Genomic DNA, 19,105 nt, shown 5'->3' with positions numbered 1-19,105 from the left:
CCTCAGGTGGAGCCGTGCCAGTCGTCGCCGTTCACGATCAGGCCCGCGACGATCGCGCCGGACATGCCGGCATGCGCCGGGCCGCCGCCCGGATGCGACCAGCCGCCGACCGTGTAGAGCCCCGGTATCCGGGTGCGGTTTCCGGGCCGCAGAAACCGGCCTTCCCGGCCGGCCAGCGCCGGTCCCGGCACCAGTCCGTCCGGCGCCGGCGGCAGCACCTCCCGCCACAGCACCCGCTCCCGCAGCCCGGGAACGGCGGCCTCGGCGCTCTCGGTCATCCGCTCCGCGCAGGCCTTGGCGGCCTCCCCGCCCGACCAGGCGACCGGGCCGGGCGCGGCCACCGTCGCGGTCAGGGTCACCGCCTCATGGGCCTCGTCCGGCCGGGTCGCCGGATCGTCCGGGCGCAGCACCGTCACCGTGGGCCGGGCGCACGGGGTCCGCGGCCCGGAGCCGTCGCCGAACACGCCCGCCAACTCGGCCTCGCGGTCCGGGGCATGGACCACCGTGCGGTGCACGGCATCCGCGGGGCGCGCACCGCGCAGGGCCAGACAGACCGTGAGCCGTCCGGTGGCCCCGCCCTCCGGGCCCAGGGCGGGACGCACCTCGTCGGCGGCCCACGGCTCCCTGCCCCCGCAGAGCTCCACCAGCCGCACCGGATCGATGCCCGCGACAACGAATTCGGCCTCCTCCACCCGGCCGTCGGCCAGCTCCACGCCCGCCGCCCGGCCGTCCTTCTCCACGATCGCGGTCACCGCCGTGCCGAAGCCGAACTCCACCTTGCGTGCCAGGCACCGCTCGTACAGCGCCTCGGCCAGCGCCCGCATACCGCCGCGCGGATACCAGCTGCCGAAGGTCTGCTCCATGTACGGCAGCACCACGGCGCTCGCCGGGGCGCTGCGCGGATCGAAGCCGTACGCCAGCGCATGGCTCTCCAGCAGCGCGGTCAGCCGGGGGTCGGCCAGCTCGCGGCGGGCCACCTCGGCGAGCGTGGCGGTGGTGGGGCCCTTGCCCCGGCCGAACAGCCCGCGCCTGCGCACCGCCGGATACGGATCGCGCCCCAGCACCTGCCAGTCCTGCCACAGCGGCTCCTCCAGGAGCGGGCGGCGGGTGGCGTCCCAGGCCTCGCGGGCGCGGCCCATCAGGTCGCTCCAGCGTGCACCGCGGCCCGTGCCCAGCGCCTCGTCGAGAGCCGCCAGCACCCCGGCCCGGGAGGCGTTCGGCAGCGAGACGGCCGTTTTGTCGGCGAAGACATGCCGGCTCGCGGGGTCGACCTGGGACAGCTCGACGCAGCTCTCCAGCGGCTCGCGGCCGGTCTTGAGGAACAGATCGCGGTAGACGGCCGGCAGATGCAGCAGACCGGGGCCCGTATCGAAGGCGAAGCCGTCCCGCTCCCGCCGTTGCAGCGCGCCGCCATGGGTCGCGCCGCGCTCGAACACCGCCACCCGGTGGCCCGCGACGGCCAGCCGGGCAGCGGCTGCCATCGCGCCCATCCCGGCGCCGATCACCGCAATCCGTGCCATGCCTGCGACTTTATCCGGACCCACTGACAACGCCCGCACGGCCGGGGCCCCGGCCCGGCAGCGGCCGTGCCGCCGCCGGGACGGCAGGCCGTCAGAACGCCGGAGGCAGTGCCTCGCCCGCCGCGGCCGACCGTTTCTCCTCGCGCCGCTGCCGGCGGCGCCGCAGGTACCGGCGGATCCGCGACCACAGGAACACCACCAGGGCGATGCCCGCGGCCAGCAGCGCCGCCGCGATGACCGCCGCGGCCACCGGATGGAACACCGCGAAGGCGATGATCCCGGCGACGCCCAGATCCTCGGCGAGGCTCAGCACGATGTTGCTGGCCGGCTCCGGCGAGGTGTTGACCGCGATCCGGGTGCCGGCCTTGACCAGATGGCTCAGCAGCGCCGTGGAACCGCCCACCGCGCCCGCCGCCAGCTCGGGCAGCGAGCCGTTGTGACCGGCCAGCAGCGCCGCCACGACGGCGCCGGCCACCGGCCGGATCACCGTGTGCACCGTGTCCCAGACCGAGTCGACGTACGGGATCTTGTCGGCGACGGCCTCGCACAGGAAGAGCACCCCGGCCACGATCAGCACATCGGGGCGCTGCAGCGCCGCGGGCACCTCGTCGGTGACGCCGGTCGCGCCGAGCACGCCGAAGAGCAGGACGACGGCGTAGGCGTTGATCCCGCTCGCCCAGCCACTGGTGAACACCAAGGGAAGTACGGACACGCGGGAAAGCGTAGGCCCCGGCCGGTGGCCGGTGCGCAGGAACGCAGGCTCCGGCTGGGGGCCGGTGCTCAGGGTTGAGTATCCGTACTCAGTCGCCGAGATGAGTAGGTACGCGGATGGGCCGGTACCCGCCCGGAAGGAAGAGTGGGGACCACGGAAGGGAAGCGGCGCCGCACCGCCGACACGGGGCGGCGGAGCGGCGCGGCTCCCGGACGTGACGGGGGAAGCACGGGGGAACACGGGGGGAGTACGGGGGAGTACGGGGGAAGCGCTGTCCTGGTCGGATCGATGGGGGAACGATCCGCGCCAGGGCAGCGCACTCTTTTGTGCGGGCCCCGGGGGAAAGGCGGTGCGCGCCGTACCCGACCACTGCGGCGCGCATCCGCTGCCTCTTCCGGGAGACCCGCCCCGGGCTACGAGGGAGGGCCGCTGACCCGCCCCTGGAGCAGTCGCGACAGCGCCGCGTGCACCTCGTCGATCGACCGGTCCGGCTGGTAGGACTGCCAGTCCAGGGCGGCCACCAGCACCATTCCGAACAGCGCCGACGCGGTCAGCGGGATGTCGATCTCCTCGCTCAGCTCCCCGCCCGCGACCGCCTCGCGCAGCACGTCCTCCACCACGGTGATGGCCCGCTCGCGCACCCCCATCAGCGTCGACTGCCAGGCCCGGTTGGTGCGCCACAGCTCGGCCACGTAGAGCTGGGTGAGGGCCGGGTAGCGGGAGATGAAGTCCAGCCCGGCCCGGATCATCGCGTCCAGCGCGTCGATCCGGCTGCCGCCCCGGCCGGTGACCTCCTCGGCGGCCGCCTGCAGGGAGGTCGTCAGCATGTCGATGCCGTGCACCAGCAGCTCTTCGAAGAGCACGTTCTTGCTCGCGAAGTTGTAGTAGACCGTGCCCTTCGCGACACCCGCCCGCTCGGCGATCTCGTCCACCGTGGTGGACGAGAAGCCCTGTTCGGCGATGAGCGTGACCGCGGCATCGAAGAGCTTGCGCCGGGTGGCGTCGCGGCGTGTATTGGAGCTGTCCATGGGGGCGATTGTGCCGGTCCCCGCGGATCGGTGCGCGGCGCGGTGAGGCGGCCCCCAGGCGGGTGGCTCCGGGGGAGCCGCCCGCCGGGCGGGGACGGGCGCCGGGCCGGGCGGTGACGGCGCCGGACGGGCGGCTGTGGCCGACGGGCCGGCGCTCACAGGCTCAGCTCCGGGTGCAGGTCCTTCATCCGCACCACCTGCCGGCCGCGCGCCGTCAGGGACGTCAGCACGAGCGCCCCCGCGGTGAACGCCACCAGCACCACGCTGCCCTGCCACACCGGCGCGAGCTCCCCGCCGGTGATCAGCCGGCGCAGCCCCTCCACGACGTAACTCATCGGCAGATACGGGTGGATGGCGGCGAAGAAGCCCGGACTGGTCTGTACGGGATAGGTGCCGCCCGCGGAGGTCAGCTGGAGCATCAGCAGCGCCAGCACCAGGATCCGGCCGGCCGGGCCGAACTGTGCGTTCAGCCACTGCACGATCGCCGAGAAACAGGCCGTGACCAGTACGAGGAAGCCGATCGTGCCGGCCGCCCGCACCATCTCCAGGCCGATCGCGAAGTGCAATACGGCCATCAGGGCGGCGGTCTGCAGCACCCCCACACCGAACACCGGCAGCCATCCGGACACCGCCACCCGCCAGGAGGGCGCGCCCATCGCCAGCGCCCGCCGGTTCAGCGGCTGGATCAGCATGTACGCCACCATCGCGCCGACCCACAAGGACAGCGGGATGAAATACGGGGCGAACCCGGTGCCGTAGTTCGGCGCCTTGTGGGCGGCGTCCGAGGCCAGCTGTACGGGGTCGGACATGACCTGGGTGCGTGCGTCGCGGTCCTTCCTGCCGTAGTCGGGGATCTGCTTCGCCCCGTCGTGCAGCCCCCCGGCCAGCTTCTGCGAGCCGTCGGAGAGCTTGAACATGCCGCCGTTCAGGGTGTGGGCGCCGTCCTTGAGCCTGCCCACACCGGAGTCGAGGTCGCCCATACCGGCCGCGGCGCGGCCCGTACCGTCGTGCAGCTGGTGCGCACCGTCGTCGAGCCTGTCCGCGCCGGCGGCCAGCCGGGCGTTGCCCGCGGCCAGCTTGCGCGCCCCCGCGGACACCTTGTGCGCCCCGTCGTTGAGATCGTTGATCTTCTTGACGGCGGCGTCCATGTCGGCGCCCAGGGTCGGCCCGTGCCGCGCCAGCTCGCCCGCCAGGGAGTGCAGCGTGTCCAGGTCCCGGCCCAGTTGGTCGAGGTTCTTCTGGTCGTGGACGTACTCGCTGACCTCCTCGGCCCGGTCCGCCGCGGTGGCCGCCTCCTCCTTGAGCTGCTTCAGCTCCGTGCAGGACGTGTCGAGCCGCACCGCGCCCTCGCAGCGCAGCCGGTAGTAGGCGGCCAGATGATCGGAGATCCCCCGGGAGAGCTTCGCCCCGTCGGCGGCCGCGGCGGGGAGCCTGCCGAGGTGGTCACGGACCGCCTGCGAACCGTCGGCGACGAGCTGCGCCGCCTCGCCGATCTCCTTGCCGTGCGCCCGGATGAAGGGCCCCACCTTGCCGACGACTCCGTTGACCTTGTCGGCCAGCTGCTGGGTCCCCTGTGCCACCTGCCCGGAACCGTCGGCCAGTTGGCGCGAGCCGTGGGCGGCACTTCCGGCTCCCCGGGCGAGGTCGGAGCTGCCCCGGGAGAGCCGCCCCGCGCCCGCGTCGAGGTCGCCCAGGCCGGTGACCAGCTTGCCGCTGCCGTCCTTCGCGGTGCCCAGGCCGTCGGCCAGTTCGCCCGCGCCGTGCCGGGCCTGCCCGATGCCGTCGTGGAGCCGGTCGGCGCCGTCCGCGGCCTGCTCGGTCTTGCCGTGCAGCGTCGAGAACGAGACGAAGATCTTGTCGAGGAAGGTACGCGCCGACTTCGTGGAGGCCGCGGAACGCACCTCGGAGAACACCGTCCGGGAGATCTGCCCGACGATGTAGTTGTTCGCGTCGTTCGTGCGTACCTTGAGCGCGCCGGTCTCCGGGTGGTCCCCGGAACTGGAGGCGATCCGCCGGCTGAAGTCCGTCGGGATCGTCAGCGAGAGGTAGTACGAGCCGTCCTCGACGCCCCGGGCGGCCTCCTTGGCGTCCACGGGGCGCCAGTCGAAGGTGTGGCTGTCGGCCAGGCCGTCGACGATGCTGTCGCCGGCCGAGAGGTGCTTGCCGTCGATGGCCGCACCCTTGTCCTCGTTGACCAGCGCCACCGGAATCTTGTCCAGCCGCCCGTACGGGTCCCAGAAGGACCACAGGTACAGCGCGCCGTACAGGAGCGGCAGCAGCAGAAGGGCGGCCAGCGCGGCGCGCGGCAGCTTCCCCCTCCCGAACCGCTTCAGCTCAAGCGCGGCCAGCTTCGGCGAGCGCATCGGCCGCCCCCTCCTCGTCGTCGGGCCCGTCGTGCTTGCCGGCCGTGCCCTTCGGGGTGTGCCGCTCCGGGCGGGCGCCCGTGTGGACCAGCACCACGCCCTCGCCGTTCTCCGGCGGCTCGCTGCACACCGCCAGCACGGTGGTACCGGCCGCCGCCAGGCCGCGCAGCAACGCCCAGGCCGCGGCGCGCTCATCGTCGGACAGCTTCAGATCGGTGTCGTCGACGGCCAGCAGCCGCGGGCCGCCGATCAGCGCGAGCGCAACGGACAGCCGCAGCGCCTCCAGCCGCTCCAGGTCGCGGACGGACGTACGGATCCCCTTGGGCAGCGCCTCCGGGGCGAGTCCCGCCGCCGCGAGGGCAGTGTCCACCAACGCGCGGGCTTCGGCCCGGCGCTCGTGCCGCGGCCGCAGCAGTGCCCGCAGCGAACCGCCGAACCGGCCCTGCAGCAGGGCGCGTTCCCGCAGATGCTCGCCCACCGTGAGGGCGGGATCGAGCTCGGCGACCCCCGGCACATGGGCGAGCGCGGTGACGGACCGGACGGCGGCCCTTTTCTTCGGCAGTGGCAGTCCGCCGACCTCGGCGGTGCCGGCGGCGGACTTCATCCGGCCGGTGAGCGCGAGCAGCAGACACGTACGGCCCGAGCCCGAAGGGCCCTGTACGGCGATCAGTGAGCCGGGTCCGGCGGTGATGTCGATGTCCCGGAACGCCCATCCACGGGGGCCCTTGACTCCGAATCCCGTGGCCGCGACCGCCGCCCCGTGCGGGGTGCTGTCCACGATCCCCTCCTTTGAACTGACTGGTCAGTTCAAAAGTATGCGGTATCCCACCCCCCGTTCCGCAAGGGGGTGTTGCGAATCCGCCACGGAAATTCGCCCGGGAATCCGGCCCGGGAACCCGCCCCGCGAATCCGGCCCGGAAACGCGCCCCGGCGCATGTCCCCTTTCCAACGAAAGTGCAGGTCAGCGTCGATTGTCAGTGGCGTACGTCACGATGGCTTCATACGGTCCGAATCGTCTTCGGTCCCGAACCGGCATGCGACGACAGGAGGTTCGTCATGGCAGCTCGTCCCAGCGGGGGCAGCTCCGCTGCGTACGGTCCCCCGAGTGATGTCCACCCCGTTCTGCGGCGGGCGGCCGCGCCACCCGCCGCCCTCACCTTGCTCGCCCAGGCCCAGCAGGGCCTCGATGAGGCACAGACCCTGGAAACCCCCAACGAGCAGTTCGCCACGGCTCATCTGGCCGCGCTGCGTACCGCCGCCGCCGTCCTCGCCGTCCGTGGACGGCCGGAGAGCACCCTGCGTCGCAGGCAGCGTATCCGCAGCGCCTGGGAGGTTCTTCCCGAGGTCGCGCCCGAACTCTCCGAGTGGAGCGCCCTCTTCGCCGCCGGCGCCGCCCGCCGGGCGAAGGCCGAGGCCGGTATAGCCGGCGCGGCCGGCCGCCGGGACGCCGACGATCTGCTGCGCGACGCCGCCATGTTCCTGCGCCTGGTGGAACGGATGCTGCTCCTCCAGCCGTCGCTGCCACCACAGCGGGCGGGGTAGGAGCGCCGCGATCACGGCGGTGGGCCGGGGGCCGGCCGGGGCGACATACCGGCACGCAGGCACGCCGGGGTGGCGGGGCGGCGGCCGGCGGGGAGCCGACGATGGGGGAGTGGGGTGGGGTGGGAGGGGGCGGGGCCCCGGGGGGAAGGAGGAAAGGTGAAGCACGGCGCCCGCCCCACGTCCCCCAGCGCCCCGCGCCCCCCGGCGGCCTCCCCCGGCGCCTGCCCCCCGGCGTCCTGCCCCGCCCCCGGCGCCCGGCCGGCTGCGCGGACGGCGGACGCTGGACGGCGCGGGACGGAATAGGGTGGTGGACGCCTAGACGTTCATGCCCCCGCCGAGGAGCCACCCGCCGTGTCTGACCCGCTGCGCCCCCGCGCCTCCCTTCGTACCGCCGTGGTCTGGGACGTCCTCAAGGACGCCCTGGAGCGCCGGGTCAAGGCCGCCGGGCGCGACGCCCTGGACGTCCTCGACACCGGCGGCGGCACCGGCAACTTCGCCGTGCCGGTCGCCCGCCTCGGCCACCACGTCACGGTCGTCGACCCCAGCCCCAACGCCCTCTTCGCTCTGGAGCGCCGGGCCGCGGAGGCGGGCGTCGCCGACCGGGTACGCGCCGTGCAGGGCGACGCCCACGGTCTGTTCGACGTCGTCGAGCGCGGCGGCCATGACGTCGTGCTCTGCCACGGCGTGCTGGAGTACGTCGACGACCCGGCCGAGGGCATCCGCAACGCCGTCGACGCGCTGCGCCCGGCCGGCACCCTCAGCCTGCTCGCGGCCGGCCTGGGCGGCGCGGTCCTCGCACGCGCCCTCGCGGGCCACTTCACCGAGGCCCACCAGGCCCTCACCGACCCGTCCGGGCGCTGGGGCGAGGGCGACCCGATGCCGCGCCGGTTCACCGCCGACCAGCTCACCGAGCTGGTGTCCGGCACCGGTCTGCAGGTCGGCGCGGTGCACGGCGTGCGGGTCTTCGCCGACCTCGTCCCCGGGGTGCTGGTCGACACCGAGCCGGGCGCCATGGACGCCCTGCTGAAGCTCGAAGCGGCCGCGGCCGAACAGCCCGCCTTCCACTCCGTGGCCACACAGTTGCACGTCCTCGCCGAGCGCGACTGACCCACCCGGCACACCCGGCTACCGCGTGCAGTCGGCCACAGACCACCCGATCAGCCCCTTCGCCCCGTATGATCGGGGTACGACGTTCCGGCATGGCGGACAGGCGGGTGGGGAATGCAGGCAGCATCACCACCGGTCGCCGCGGCGGCCCGGACAGTGAATTGGCGTCGAGGGGCGGGTTTCACGGGGACGATTCCCTGCCTATCCTGAAAGGGTCGCACCCCGGTCGCCCCCGCGACCGACGAGTAGGAGGACTCCGTGCCGCTCTCGGAGCACGAGCAGCGCATGCTCGAGCAAATGGAGCGAGCGCTGTACGCCGAAGATCCCAAGTTCGCGACAGCGCTTGAGGGAAGCGGGCTGCGTACGTACACCCGGCGACGGGTCTACCAAGCGGTCGCGGGCTTCCTGGTGGGTATCGCCCTGCTCATGGCCGGCATGGTCGCGCAGCAGATCTGGATCAGCGTGGTGGGATTTCTCGTCATGCTCGGCTGCGCAGTGCTGGCGGTCACGGGCTGGCGCAAGGCCCCCAAGCCGGGTGAGCAGCGGTCCGGTGCGGGTTCCGGAGGTGGTGCGCCGGCGCGCCGACAGGCCCGGCAGCGGCGCTCGATGATGAATCGCATCGAGGACCGCTGGCAGCGGCGCAGGGACGAACAGCAGGGCCACTGACGAACAGCGGGGTCACCCAGCAACGGCAGGGCCGCTGAGGAACAGCAGGGCCTTTGAGCCGCCGGGGCGAGCGAGGAAGCGAGCCCACGGGACTGTCTGAAGTGGGTCCGAAGCCCCATTGAGCTCGTTCCGGCGAGTTCAATGGGGCTTCAGCAGTTACGCCGGTATTTCTTTTCCGGATCCATTTCTCCTGCTGCTTTTCCGGCATTTCTTCCGGCTGTTTCTCCTTGCTCTGTGCACCGCTCTGTGCGCCGTTCTTTCCCGCCGGGACTTCTGCACTTGCCGAAGGCCGGGCTCTTTGCTTCCGCGCTGAGCCCGGCCTTCCGGTACTTCGGGAGGTATCCGCCCCGGGCCGTGTGGCTATGCCCGCTGCCGGCCCGGCCGGAGGGCGGCCGCCGCACGCCGTACCGAGGTCACAGAGCGGCTGCTGCGGCACCGGACCAGCCAGGCCGTCCACCGCGCTGACCAGGCCCAACGGAGGCGGGCCACCGAACGCGGGGCGAGCTGGGCACGCAGCCGCAGCCCACGGGGCGCGGCATCCCGCAACCCGGCCCGTACCTGTTGCACCTCCGCGGCGAGTCCGGCCACCGGCTGCGGTTGCGGTGCGTACAGGACCTGCTCCACCGCCGCCGCAACGCGCCGGGCGGCCGCGGCGGGCTCCGGTTGCAGTTCTCCGAGACCGATGATCCGCGCGGCCGCCTTACGCGGAGTCAGCGACTCGTCCGGCAGGATGCCGAAGTCCCAGGCGGTGTCCTGCAGCTCCCGCCAGGCGGCGAGGGTGCCCGCAGCCAAGTCCCCGTCCCGGCCGGCGGCCGCCAGCCGTCCGGCCCGCGTCCGCAGACGCCACAGCAGCGGGGCCACGGGCAGCAGCAGGACGAGCAGGACCGCCAGCGCGATACCGGCGGCCGCCCAGGGGGACGAGCCGTCCTCCGGGGGGCGGACGCCCCCGTTCTGAGCGGGCAGCGTGAGACACCCCGAACCGGAGCCCGAGCCGGACCGCTGTTCGCCGGGGCCGCAGGACGGGTCCGCGGAGGGGCCCTCCGAGGGGGCCGCGGACCGGGAGGGCCCCGGGTCCGGGCTGCTGGGTCCGGTCGTTCCCGGCGTGGCGGGGTACGCGTAGTCGGGGATGCTGCCGCGGCTCGGGGTCGGCTCGAAGCGGGTCCACCCGACGCCCTGGAAGTACAGCTCGGGCCAGGCATGCGCGTCCTTGAGGCCGACCGAGGTCGTGCCGTCGGGCTGCTTGGTGCCCGGGGTGAAACCGACCGCGACCCGGGCCGGGATGCCCAGGGTCCGGGCCATCGCCGCCATCGAGAAGGAGAAGTGGACGCAGAATCCCTCCTTCTGCCTCAGGAACCGCGCAATGGCCTGGGAACCGCTGCCCGCCCGGACGTCGGTGTTGTAGCTGAAGCCGCCGTTGAGCGCGAACCAGTCCTGCAGCTTGACGGCCTTGGCGTAGGTGGTCGGTGCGCCGCGGGTGACCCGGCGTGCGGTGTCGCGTACGACGGAGGGCAGCGAGTGAGGGACCTTGGTGTACTCGCGCAGCAGGTCGGCGGGCGGCGCCGGCGCGGCGGCCAGCTGCCCGGAGGTGGGCCGCACCTGCAGGCTCTCGACCTGGTACTGCAGGCCGTGGGTGTTCTGCCCGCGGTCCCCGACGAGCGTGCGGCCCTGGGGCTCGAAGCGCCAGCGCCCGGAGATGTCCACCTTGGACGCCGGATAGGGGAGCGGCAGCCAGTTCTGGGCGTACCACCCCGCGGTCGAGATGGAGGTGTTGATCCGGTTGAGGTCGACCGCGGAGCTGAGGCCGGGCGGCCGCGGCAGCTGCTCGGGGACGTCCGTGACCGTGCGCTCGGACGGCTTCCAGGTCGTGCCGTCGAACTGGTCGAGCGCGACGATCCGCAGATACAGATCGCGGGTGTCGGAGGCGGTCGTGCGGTAGTTGAGGACTTCCTTGTCCTCGGGCTGGTTGAGGCTGTCCTGCAGCGACACCAGCGGGTTCACCGCGGAGATGGTGCCACCGCCGCCGGGTCCCGTGCCGTTGCCGGAGGTGCCCAGCAAGCCGCTGCCGAGGGAGGGCAGCACGGCGGGCACCACTACGGCGAGCCCGAGCGCCATCGCGCCGATCCTGCGGCCCGTACGGACCGGGGCGGACGCCGGCGCGCCGGTGCCGGCCGCGAACCCCCGTCCGCCGCGCGGCCGGTCCGCTCCGGCGCCCGGCCCGCCGAACACCCGGCCCCACTGGGAGAGCCGGTCGCGGCCCTCGGCCAGCAGAAGCAGCAGATAGCCGGCCGCCGCGATCAGGAACAGCAGCCAGCCCGCGCCGCCCTGGGACAGTCCCGCCGCCACCGAATACAGCGCGAGCAGCGGCAGCCCGGCGGGCGCGGCGCTGCGGTAGGTGACCGCCAGCGCGTCCACCGCCAGGCCGATCACCAGCACGCCCAGGACCAGCAGCAGCCGGATGCCGGGGGTGAGCGGGGCGGGGATGGCGTACCGGCCGACGTCGCTTACGCCGTCCTGCAGCAGCCGGCCGAATTCCGCGAGGGCGTCCGGTCCCGGCAGCAGTCCGAGGACCGCCTCGTTCCTGACGAACAGCAGGGTCATCAGCAGCACGGCGGCCAGGGCCTGGACGCCGATGATCAGCGGTCCGGCGAGGGGCGCCCGGCGGGCCGCCGCGCCCACGCCGCTCATGAGGGCCAGCAGGATCGCCGCCTCGACCATCCAGGTGATCGGATCCACCAGCGGCAGCAGCGCGCCGGCGGCACACAGGGTGGCCACCGCCGCGCACACCGCCAGCCGCGCCCGGCCGCTCATGCCCGTGCCTCATTTCCCTCGGGACCCGGGCATGGCCCGTACGGTCCGCCGACCCGGCCACGGGGCGCACCCGGCCACCCGCCCCCGGGCAGCTCGTCCGTCACCCGTACGATCTCCACGCCCCCGTTCACGACCGGCCCCCGCCCACCGTCTCCGGCGCGCTCGCGTCCGCCGTCCGCCCGGGCTCCGCCCCGGCGCCGTCCGCGGCCGCCCGCCAGAGGTCGGCGAGCGCGTCGCCTGGAGTCACCGGCAGTGCCGTCCAGCCCGCCCGGCGCAGCAGCTGCACCCGTTCGGCCACCGGGACCTGGCCGGCGGAGAATCTGATCCCCCCGGGGCCCCGCGCCCAGGCGTCGCCGTCCAGGACGAAGGCGACGGCCGCGCCGCAACGCTGCCGTATCCGTCCGGCGACCGCCGCCTGCTCCTCGTCCAGATCGCCGAAGAAGGCGATCAGCACGCCTTCGTCGCCGCCGCGCACGGCGTCGTACGCCGCCGACAGCCCCTCCGCCTCGGAGTGGTCCACGACCGCGAGGGTGTCCAGCAGCAGGCCCACGGCGTCGGCGGATTCGGTGCCGCCCGCGAAGCCGCCGACGCCGTCGGGACCGGGCACCGAGGTGCCGGTGTCGGTCAGCAGCCGCACCGAGAAGCCGCGCTCCAGCAGGTGCACCGCGGCCGAAGCGGCGCCCGCCACTGCCCACTCGAAGGCCGAGTCGGGACCCGCTCCCGGGTGGGCGACGGCGCGGGTGTCGAGCAGGACCGTGCAGCGCGCCTTCTGCGGCTGCTCCTCCCTGCGGACCATCAGCTCGCCGTGGCGCGCGGTGGACCGCCAGTGGACCCGGCGCAGATCGTCGCCGTGCCGGTAGTCGCGGGGAATGAGGTCGTCCTCACCGGCCAGCGCCAGGGAGCGCCGGCGTCCGTCGCCGTATCCGGCGGCCTCCCCGCCCAGCCGCACCGGCGGCAGCGGTTCGACCCGCGGCACCACCGTCAGCGTGTCGACGGTGCTGAACGAACGGGTCAGCTCGCACATCCCGAAAGGATCGGAGAGCCGTAGTTGCAGCGGCCCCAGCGGATAGTGTCCGCGCAGGTCGGCGCGGACACGGTAGGAGACCTCGCGGCGGCCGCCGGGCTCGACGCGGTCCAGGACGAAGCGCGGCCGGGGGCCAAGGACGTACGGCACCCGGTCCTGGAGCATCAGCACGCCCGTCGGCAGCCGCGAGACGTTCTCCATCCGCAGCCGGACCCGGGACTCGGCTGCCGCGGGCACCCGGGCGGGGGAGAGCGTACGGCTGCCCGCGACCCGGTAGCGGGTGCGGTGCAGCACCAGGACGCACACCAGCGGGAGGGCCGCGAGCAGCAGACCGACCCGCAGCAGATCCGGCTGTCCCAGGAGGTAGGAGCACGCCACCGCCGCCAGCCCGGCCGCCAGGAACGATCTGCCCCGTGTCGTCAGCCCCCCGAGGGCCGCCCGCAGTCCGCGGTGCTCCGCCGTCCCCTCGCCGCCCCCCTCGGACATCACAACCCCCGTACGCCGGGCGGCTGCTGGCCGGGTGTCCGCCAGGCCTGCGCGGACGGATCGGGGACCGGGACGCGCCGCAGGATCTCCAGCACGATCTGTTCGGCCGTCCGGCGGTTCAACTGGGCCTGGGCGGTGGGCAGCAGCCGGTGCGCGAGCACCGCCACCGCCAGCGACTGGACGTCGTCCGGGAGGACGTACTCCCGCCCCAGGAGCGCGGCCGAGGCCTTGGCGGCGCGCAGCAGATGCAGGGTCGCCCGCGGTGAGGCGCCGAGCCGCAGCTCGGGGTGGCTGCGGGTGGCCGCCACCAGGTCCACGGTGTATCTGCGCACGGTTTCGGCGACATGGACCGTGCGCACCGCCTCGATCAGCTTCACGATCTCGTGGGCGTGCGCCACCGGCTGGAGGTCGTCGAGCGGTGAGGCACCGCCGTGCACATCCAGCATCTGCAGTTCGGCCGACGGGCTCGGATAGCCGATGGACACCCGCGCCATGAAGCGGTCCCGCTGGGCCTCGGGGAGGGGGTAGGTGCCCTCCATCTCGACCGGGTTCTGGGTGGCGACCACCATGAACGGGTTGGGGAGCTCGTAGGTCTGCCCGTCCATCGTGACCTGGCGCTCCTCCATGGACTCCAGGAGCGCCGACTGGGTCTTGGGTGAGGCGCGGTTGATCTCGTCGCCGATCACGATCTGGGAGAAGATCGCGCCGGGCTTGAACTCGAATTCCCGCTGCTGCTGGTCGAAGATGCTGACGCCCGTGATGTCGGAGGGCAGCAGGTCGGGCGTGAACTGGATGCGACGCACCGAGCAGTCGATCGAGCGGGCGAGTGCCTTGGCGAGCATGGTCTTGCCGACGCCGGGCACATCCTCGATCAGCAGGTGCCCCTCGGCCAGCAGCACGGTCAGCGCGAGCCGTACGACCTCCGGCTTGCCCTCGATCACGCCCTCCACCGACCGGTGCACACGCTCCGCGGTGGTGATCAGATCTCCCCCTACGCCCGGCTGTTCCCCCACTCTCGGCTCCGCTCGGGCGGGGGGACCCCCGTACGCGGGGGGACCCCCAAGGCTCGCTCGTTCGTCATACGCCGTCACTCGGCCCTCCTCGGCCCCGCACTACGGGCCGGTGCCCCCTTGCGGACCGGCCCACCCCGAATGTGGCGTCGCACCCGGCCACCGCCGGAACGACGTCACCCCCGCATTCTTGCCGCCCGCGCGGCTTCGCGTCATGACCTGTGGATAACTCACAAGGATAGGCCCCGACCTTCGTGACGAATGCGACTTTTCGTTCCCGTTCGCACGTCAGGGAGGCCGGGGCCGGGGTGTGTCAGCGCTGCGGATCGATCTCCCGCAGCAGTCCGGTGGTCACGTCGAAGACAAAGCCGCGGACATCGTCGGTGTGCAGGAGGAAGGGCGAGGTGCGCACCCGCTCCATGGACTGCCGTACGTCCTCGTCGAGGTCCTTGAAGGCCTCGACCGCCCAGGTGGGACGCTGTCCGACCTCGGCCGCCAGGTCGTGGCGGAAGTCCTCGGTCAGGCTGAGCAGACCGCAGCCGGTGTGGTGGATGAGGACGACCGAGCGGGTGCCCAGGGCACGCTGGCTGATGGTCAGGGACCGGATGATGTCGTCGGTGACCACCCCGCCGGCATTGCGGATGGTGTGGCAGTCGCCGAGTTCGAGGCCGAGTGCCTTGTGCAGGTCGAGTCGGGCGTCCATACAGGCCACGACGGCGACCTTTTGGACGGGCCGGGCGTCCATCCCGGGGTCGGTGAAGGCTTCGGCGTAGCGCCGGTTCGCCTCGACGAGACCGTCCGTGACGGTGTCACCGGCACGGTCGCCGGCACTGTCGGCGGACGAGGGCAGCGGCTGCGATGCAGGTATGGGCATGGATTCACGGTAATCGCCGCCTGCCGCTCCGCCCGCATGAGAGGCCGGGCATAGGGGGCAACGTCACTCCATGTGAGGTAATCCACAGGGTCGTCCGGGGCGCCGCCGTCCGGGTGAGAAGCCCGCGGCGAAGGCGGCGCGAAAGCCGTCGCAGGACGCGCGGAACCGGTTGATTGACCGGGGCGACCGGTGGACTAAAGTGGCGCGAAGTGGGAGGCGTGACGCTCTCCTTGGATACCGGAATTCCTCGCGTGCGCGCGTCGTACGTACGGCTCGGCCTCCTCCCGCTCCCATGGTCTTCCGACGTCACTTCCCCGTCGCCGGAGGGCCACTTCCCCTTCAGAGCGGGCGGGGACCAAGCGGTACGTGCGGCATCCCCCAGCCAGCGGCCGGGGCCCCACCTGCCGCCCAGCCCATCGGAAGGCACATGAGCGAGCGTAGCGAGCGATTCAGGAAGCGGTGCGCACACGGCGCCCGCAGGCGGGCCGAGCGCAGCGGGGCCGTCGCATGACCAACAGCACTCGCCACGTCCCCGTCATGCTCCAGCGGTGCCTGGACATGCTCGCCCCCGCCCTCGCCGAGCCCGGCGCGGTCGTCGTCGACTGCACGCTCGGCCTCGGAGGACACAGCGAGGCGCTGCTCGCCACCTTCCCGGCCGCCCGGCTGATCGCCCTCGACCGTGACCCCTCGGCCCTGAAGCTCGCCGGCGAACGGCTCGCCCCCTACGGAGAGCGCGCCACCCTGGTGCACGCCGTCTACGACGAGCTCCCCGAGGTCCTCGACCGTCTCGGCACCCCCCGCGTCCAGGGCGTCCTGTTCGACCTCGGGGTGTCCTCCATGCAGCTCGACGAGGCCGACCGCGGCTTCGCGTATGCGCAGGACGCCCCGCTGGACATGCGGATGGACCAGACGACCGGCATCAGCGCAGCGGATGTCCTCAACACCTATGCGCCCGGTGAGCTGGTGCGGATCCTGCGCTCCTACGGGGAGGAGAAGCAGGCCAAGCGGATCGTCGAGGCCGTCGTCCGGGAGCGCGCCAAGGAGCCGTTCACCAACAGCGCGCGGCTGGTCGAGCTGATCCGGGACGCGCTGCCGCAGGCCGCCAAGCGCACCGGCGGCAACCCTGCCAAGCGCACCTTCCAGGCGCTGCGCATCGAGGTCAACGGTGAGCTGGCCAGCGTCGAGCGCGCCGTCCCGGCCGCCGTGAAGGCGCTCGCCGTGGGCGGCCGGATCGCCGTACTCTCCTACCACTCGCTGGAGGACCGGCTGGTCAAACAGGTCTTCGCGGCCGGAGCGGCCAATACGGCGCCCGCCGGACTGCCGGTCGTCCCCGAGCGCTACCAGCCCCGGCTCAGGCTGCTGACCCGCGGCGCCGAACTCCCCACGGAGGAGGAGGTCGCCGAGAACCGCCGGGCCGCCCCCGCCCGGCTGCGCGGCGCGGAGCGTATCCGCGAGAACGTCGAGGACACCGCATGAAAGGCCAGGGGCGGCCGCGCGGCAGGCAGAAACGCCTGGCCGCGCTGTTCCCCTCCGGCGCCGGGTCCGCCGGCACCGCGGCCCGCACGCCCTTCGTGGTCCTCATCGTCGTCCTGCTCGGCTCCGGCCTGATCACCCTGCTGCTGCTCAACTCCGCCCTCAACCAGGGGTCGTTCGAGCTGAGCAAGCTGGAGAAGAAGACCGACGAGCTGACGGACGAGCAGCAGGCGCTGCAGCAGGACGTGGACGCGTACTCCGCCCCGGGCGCGCTGGAGCGGCGGGCCCGCCGACTGGGCATGGTGCCGGGCGGCAGCCCCGCCTTCCTGCTCCCGGACGGCACCGTCCGCGGCAGGACGGGCCCGGCCACCTCGAACGGGGCGCCGCTGAGCACGTCCGCCGAGCCGTCGGCAACGAGCGCGGCCGGCCACCGGGCCCCGGCCGCCCCGGCCGCCCTCCCCCCGACGACCTCCGGCAGGTGAGCGCGGCATGACCGAGCCCAGGGACCCCCGCCGGGTGCCGCGCCCCGCACAGCGCGGCGGCCAGGCCGGTGGCCGGGGCGGCCGCCCGCCCGCCGGACGCCCCGCGCCCCGGCCGGGCCCCCGGCCCCCCGCCCGCCGCCCCGTGCGCCCCCGCCCGGGGTCCCCGGCGCTCCGCCTGGGCAGCCCGCGCCCCCGGCTGCGGCTGGTCTCCCTCGCGCTGACGCTGGTGATGCTGGTCTTCGTCGTACGCCTCTTCCAGGTGCAGGCCGTGGACGCCGGGGCGTTCGCCGCCAAGGCCAACGAGAACCGCTATGTACCGGTCAAGCTGGCCGCCGAGCGCGGTGCGATCACCGACCGCAACGGCGTGGACCTCGCCACCACCGTCGACGCGTACGACATCACCGCCGACCCGAGCCTGCTGGCGCCCGCCAAGACCAAGATCCACGACGCCCCGCAGCGGGCCGCCGCGCTGCTCGCGCCGATCCTCGGCGAGGACAAGGCCACCCTCGCCGCCAAGCTCGACCAGCCCACGGCGCGCTACGTCCTGCTCGCCCGGCAGCGCACCCCGCAGGTCTGGAAGCGGATCAAGGACCTGCGCGCCGGCCTCGACGCCAAGGCGGCCGCCGCCCCCAAGAGCGCGCCCCGCCCCGACGTCCTGGTCGGGATCTTCGCCGACAAGCACAGCAAGCGTCTCTACCCCAACAAGGACCTCGCCTCCGGCGTCCTCGGCTTCGTCAACGGGGCAGGCAAGGGCGGCGGCGGCCTGGAGGCGCTGCTGAACAAGCAGCTGGCGGGCAAGGACGGCAAGCTCGTCTACGCCCAGTCCGGCGGCCGCCGGGTGCCCACCGCCGACACCCAGGAACACCCCGCCGTCCCCGGCAGCGACGTCGAGCTCACCCTCGACCGCGACATCCAGTGGGCCGCCCAGCAGGCCATCACCGAGCAGGTCGCCAGGTCGAACGCCGACCGCGGCTACGTCGTCGTCCAGGACACCCGTACCGGAGAGATCCTGGCGCTCGCCAACGCGCCCGGGTTCGACCCCAACGAGGTGTCGAAGGCCGATCCGGAGGCACTGGGCAACGCCGCGCTGTCCGACGCCTTCGAGCCGGGGTCCACCAGCAAGCTGATGTCGATGGCCGCCGTCCTGGAGGAGGGCGTCGCCACGTCCGCCACCCGCGTCACCGTGCCCAACCGGCTGCACCGCGGCGACCGGCTGTTCGCGGACGACGTCGACCACGCCACCTGGCATCTGACGCTCAACGGCGTGCTCGCCAAGTCCAGCAACATCGGCACGATCCTCGCCGCCGGCCAGCTCGGCAAGACCCAGGCCCAGGCCAACCAGGTCCTCTACTCCTACCTGCGGAAGTTCGGTATCGGGAAGCCGACCGGCCTCGGCTTCCCCGGGGAGACCGACGGCATCCTGGCCAAGCCGCAGGACTGGAACACCTCACAGCAGTTCACCATCCCGTTCGGCCAGGGACTGTCCCTCAACGCCGTACAGGCCGCCTCGGTGTACTCCACGATCGCCAATGGGGGCGAGCGCATCGCCCCCACACTGGTCCGCGGCAGCACCGGACCCGACGGCCACTACGCACCGGCGCCCAAGCCCGGCAGGGACCGCGTGGTCAGCCCCAAGACCGCGCGCACCCTCGCCACCATGCTCGAATCGGTGGTCGACGACGAGGAGGGCACCGGAGCGAAGGCGAAGATCGACGGCTACCGCGTCGGCGGCAAAACCGGAACGTCCAACCGGGTGGACCCCCAAACCGGCCGCTACCACGGCTACACCGCGTCCTTCGCCGGCTTCGCACCCGCGGACAAGCCCCGCATCACGGTCTACTGCGCCGTGCAGAACCCCACCACGGGCAGCTACTTCGGCGGCCAGGTCTGTGGCCCGATCTACCAGCAGGTCATGGCCTTCGCGCTGAAAACCCTCCAGGTCCCGCCGACCGGTGCCAAGCCCCCGCGGCTGCCGGTCACCTTCACGCCAGGCCAATGAAATCGAGGCAA

General features: G+C 73.2%; 15 protein-coding genes. 6 read left to right on the top strand and 9 right to left on the bottom strand.

Annotated features, from left to right (window positions below; genetic code table 11):
• Window positions 1–2 precede the first annotated feature (2 nt).
• From CFW40_RS08790 to CFW40_RS08770, 5 genes are all read right to left on the bottom strand, one after another.
• Complete coding sequence (locus CFW40_RS08790; protein ID WP_088797257.1) at window positions 3–1,520, bottom strand: NAD(P)/FAD-dependent oxidoreductase; 1,518 nt, start codon at window positions 1,518–1,520, stop codon at window positions 3–5.
• A 91-nt stretch (window positions 1,521–1,611) separates the two neighbouring features.
• Window positions 1,612–2,232 carry a DUF4126 domain-containing protein gene (locus CFW40_RS08785; RefSeq protein ID WP_088797256.1) on the bottom strand — a complete coding sequence of 207 codons (621 nt, stop codon included), beginning with the start codon at window positions 2,230–2,232 and terminating at the stop codon, window positions 1,612–1,614.
• Window positions 2,233–2,645: 413 nt separating this feature from the next.
• Complete coding sequence (locus CFW40_RS08780) at window positions 2,646–3,260, bottom strand: TetR/AcrR family transcriptional regulator (RefSeq protein WP_088797255.1); 615 nt, start codon at window positions 3,258–3,260, stop codon at window positions 2,646–2,648.
• A gap of 155 nt (window positions 3,261–3,415) precedes the next feature.
• Window positions 3,416–5,623 (bottom strand): YhgE/Pip domain-containing protein, encoded by a 2,208-nt coding sequence (locus CFW40_RS08775; protein WP_088797254.1) that lies wholly within the window; start codon window positions 5,621–5,623, stop codon window positions 3,416–3,418.
• Window positions 5,595–6,401, bottom strand: a complete 807-nt coding sequence (locus CFW40_RS08770) for an ATP-binding cassette domain-containing protein (protein ID WP_088797253.1) — start codon at window positions 6,399–6,401, stop codon at window positions 5,595–5,597. Before CFW40_RS08770 ends, CFW40_RS08775 begins: the two co-directional genes overlap by 29 nt.
• A 278-nt stretch (window positions 6,402–6,679) precedes the next feature.
• On the opposite strand from CFW40_RS08770, the gene CFW40_RS08765 reads away from it, so the two are divergent.
• The 3 genes from CFW40_RS08765 (at window position 6,680) to CFW40_RS08755 (ending at window position 8,938) form a co-directional block, all read left to right on the top strand.
• Entirely contained in the window at window positions 6,680–7,165 is a 486-nt protein-coding gene (locus CFW40_RS08765) for an SAV_6107 family HEPN domain-containing protein (protein ID WP_088797252.1), read from the top strand.
• A gap of 351 nt (window positions 7,166–7,516) precedes the next feature.
• A complete protein-coding gene (locus tag CFW40_RS08760; protein ID WP_088797251.1) occupies window positions 7,517–8,272 on the top strand; it encodes a methyltransferase in 756 nt (251 codons plus the stop codon).
• Window positions 8,273–8,530: 258 nt separating this feature from the next.
• On the top strand, window positions 8,531–8,938 hold the full coding sequence (locus CFW40_RS08755) for a DUF3040 domain-containing protein (RefSeq protein WP_088797250.1): 408 nt from the start codon (window positions 8,531–8,533) through the stop codon (window positions 8,936–8,938).
• A gap of 360 nt (window positions 8,939–9,298) precedes the next feature.
• Here CFW40_RS08755 and CFW40_RS08750 read toward each other — a convergent pair whose 3' ends face one another.
• The 4 genes from CFW40_RS08750 to CFW40_RS08735 all read right to left on the bottom strand — a co-directional run bounded on the left by CFW40_RS08750 (window position 9,299) and on the right by CFW40_RS08735 (window position 15,140).
• Window positions 9,299–11,746: a DUF3488 and transglutaminase-like domain-containing protein gene (locus tag CFW40_RS08750; RefSeq protein ID WP_088797249.1), complete on the bottom strand. Its 2,448-nt coding sequence runs from the start codon at window positions 11,744–11,746 to the stop codon at window positions 9,299–9,301.
• Between the two features lie 127 nt (window positions 11,747–11,873).
• Window positions 11,874–13,256 (bottom strand): DUF58 domain-containing protein, encoded by a 1,383-nt coding sequence (locus CFW40_RS08745; protein WP_088797248.1) that lies wholly within the window; start codon window positions 13,254–13,256, stop codon window positions 11,874–11,876.
• The gene (locus CFW40_RS08740) at window positions 13,256–14,269 is read right to left on the bottom strand and encodes a MoxR family ATPase (protein WP_088797247.1); all 1,014 of its coding nucleotides are present in this window, start codon (window positions 14,267–14,269) and stop codon (window positions 13,256–13,258) included. Before CFW40_RS08740 ends, CFW40_RS08745 begins: the two co-directional genes overlap by 1 nt.
• A 310-nt stretch (window positions 14,270–14,579) precedes the next feature.
• A complete protein-coding gene (locus CFW40_RS08735) occupies window positions 14,580–15,140 on the bottom strand; it encodes a carbonic anhydrase (RefSeq protein ID WP_088797246.1) in 561 nt (186 codons plus the stop codon).
• A gap of 507 nt (window positions 15,141–15,647) precedes the next feature.
• Between CFW40_RS08735 and rsmH the strand changes: the two genes are divergently transcribed.
• The 3 genes from rsmH to CFW40_RS08720 are packed head-to-tail and all read left to right on the top strand — an operon-like array spanning window position 15,648 to window position 19,094.
• Entirely contained in the window at window positions 15,648–16,616 is a 969-nt protein-coding gene (gene rsmH, locus CFW40_RS08730) for a 16S rRNA (cytosine(1402)-N(4))-methyltransferase RsmH (protein WP_088797245.1), read from the top strand.
• Window positions 16,613–17,095: a septum formation initiator family protein gene (locus CFW40_RS08725; RefSeq protein WP_107440505.1), complete on the top strand. Its 483-nt coding sequence runs from the start codon at window positions 16,613–16,615 to the stop codon at window positions 17,093–17,095. The genes rsmH and CFW40_RS08725 overlap by 4 nt, the downstream gene beginning before the upstream one ends.
• A 7-nt stretch (window positions 17,096–17,102) precedes the next feature.
• Window positions 17,103–19,094 carry a penicillin-binding protein 2 gene (locus CFW40_RS08720; protein ID WP_088797244.1) on the top strand — a complete coding sequence of 664 codons (1,992 nt, stop codon included), beginning with the start codon at window positions 17,103–17,105 and terminating at the stop codon, window positions 19,092–19,094.
• Window positions 19,095–19,105 lie beyond the last annotated feature (11 nt).

This window comes from Streptomyces sp. 2114.4 (assembly GCF_900187385.1).
In the GTDB taxonomy this organism is placed as follows: Bacteria; Actinomycetota; Actinomycetes; order Streptomycetales; family Streptomycetaceae; genus Streptomyces; species Streptomyces mooreae.
The sequence above is the reverse complement of the archived record's forward strand: the minus strand, read 5'-3'. Positions and strand labels throughout refer to the sequence as shown.

What these genes read in the sequence shown, in the direction of transcription:
- CFW40_RS08790 (WP_088797257.1), bottom strand. Translation starts at nt 1,520, where the DNA reads ATGGCACGGATTGCGGTGATCGGCGCCGGGATGGGCGCGATGGCAGCC.
- CFW40_RS08750 (WP_088797249.1), bottom strand. Translation starts at nt 11,746, where the DNA reads ATGAGCGGCCGGGCGCGGCTGGCGGTGTGCGCGGCGGTGGCCACCCTG.
- CFW40_RS08765 (WP_088797252.1), top strand. Translation starts at nt 6,680, where the DNA reads ATGGCAGCTCGTCCCAGCGGGGGCAGCTCCGCTGCGTACGGTCCCCCG.
- rsmH (WP_088797245.1), top strand. Translation starts at nt 15,648, where the DNA reads ATGACCAACAGCACTCGCCACGTCCCCGTCATGCTCCAGCGGTGCCTG.
- CFW40_RS08725 (WP_107440505.1), top strand. Translation starts at nt 16,613, where the DNA reads ATGAAAGGCCAGGGGCGGCCGCGCGGCAGGCAGAAACGCCTGGCCGCG.
- CFW40_RS08745 (WP_088797248.1), bottom strand. Translation starts at nt 13,256, where the DNA reads ATGTCCGAGGGGGGCGGCGAGGGGACGGCGGAGCACCGCGGACTGCGG.
- CFW40_RS08780 (WP_088797255.1), bottom strand. Translation starts at nt 3,260, where the DNA reads ATGGACAGCTCCAATACACGCCGCGACGCCACCCGGCGCAAGCTCTTC.
- CFW40_RS08775 (WP_088797254.1), bottom strand. Translation starts at nt 5,623, where the DNA reads ATGCGCTCGCCGAAGCTGGCCGCGCTTGAGCTGAAGCGGTTCGGGAGG.
- CFW40_RS08735 (WP_088797246.1), bottom strand. Translation starts at nt 15,140, where the DNA reads ATGCCCATACCTGCATCGCAGCCGCTGCCCTCGTCCGCCGACAGTGCC.
- CFW40_RS08720 (WP_088797244.1), top strand. Translation starts at nt 17,103, where the DNA reads ATGACCGAGCCCAGGGACCCCCGCCGGGTGCCGCGCCCCGCACAGCGC.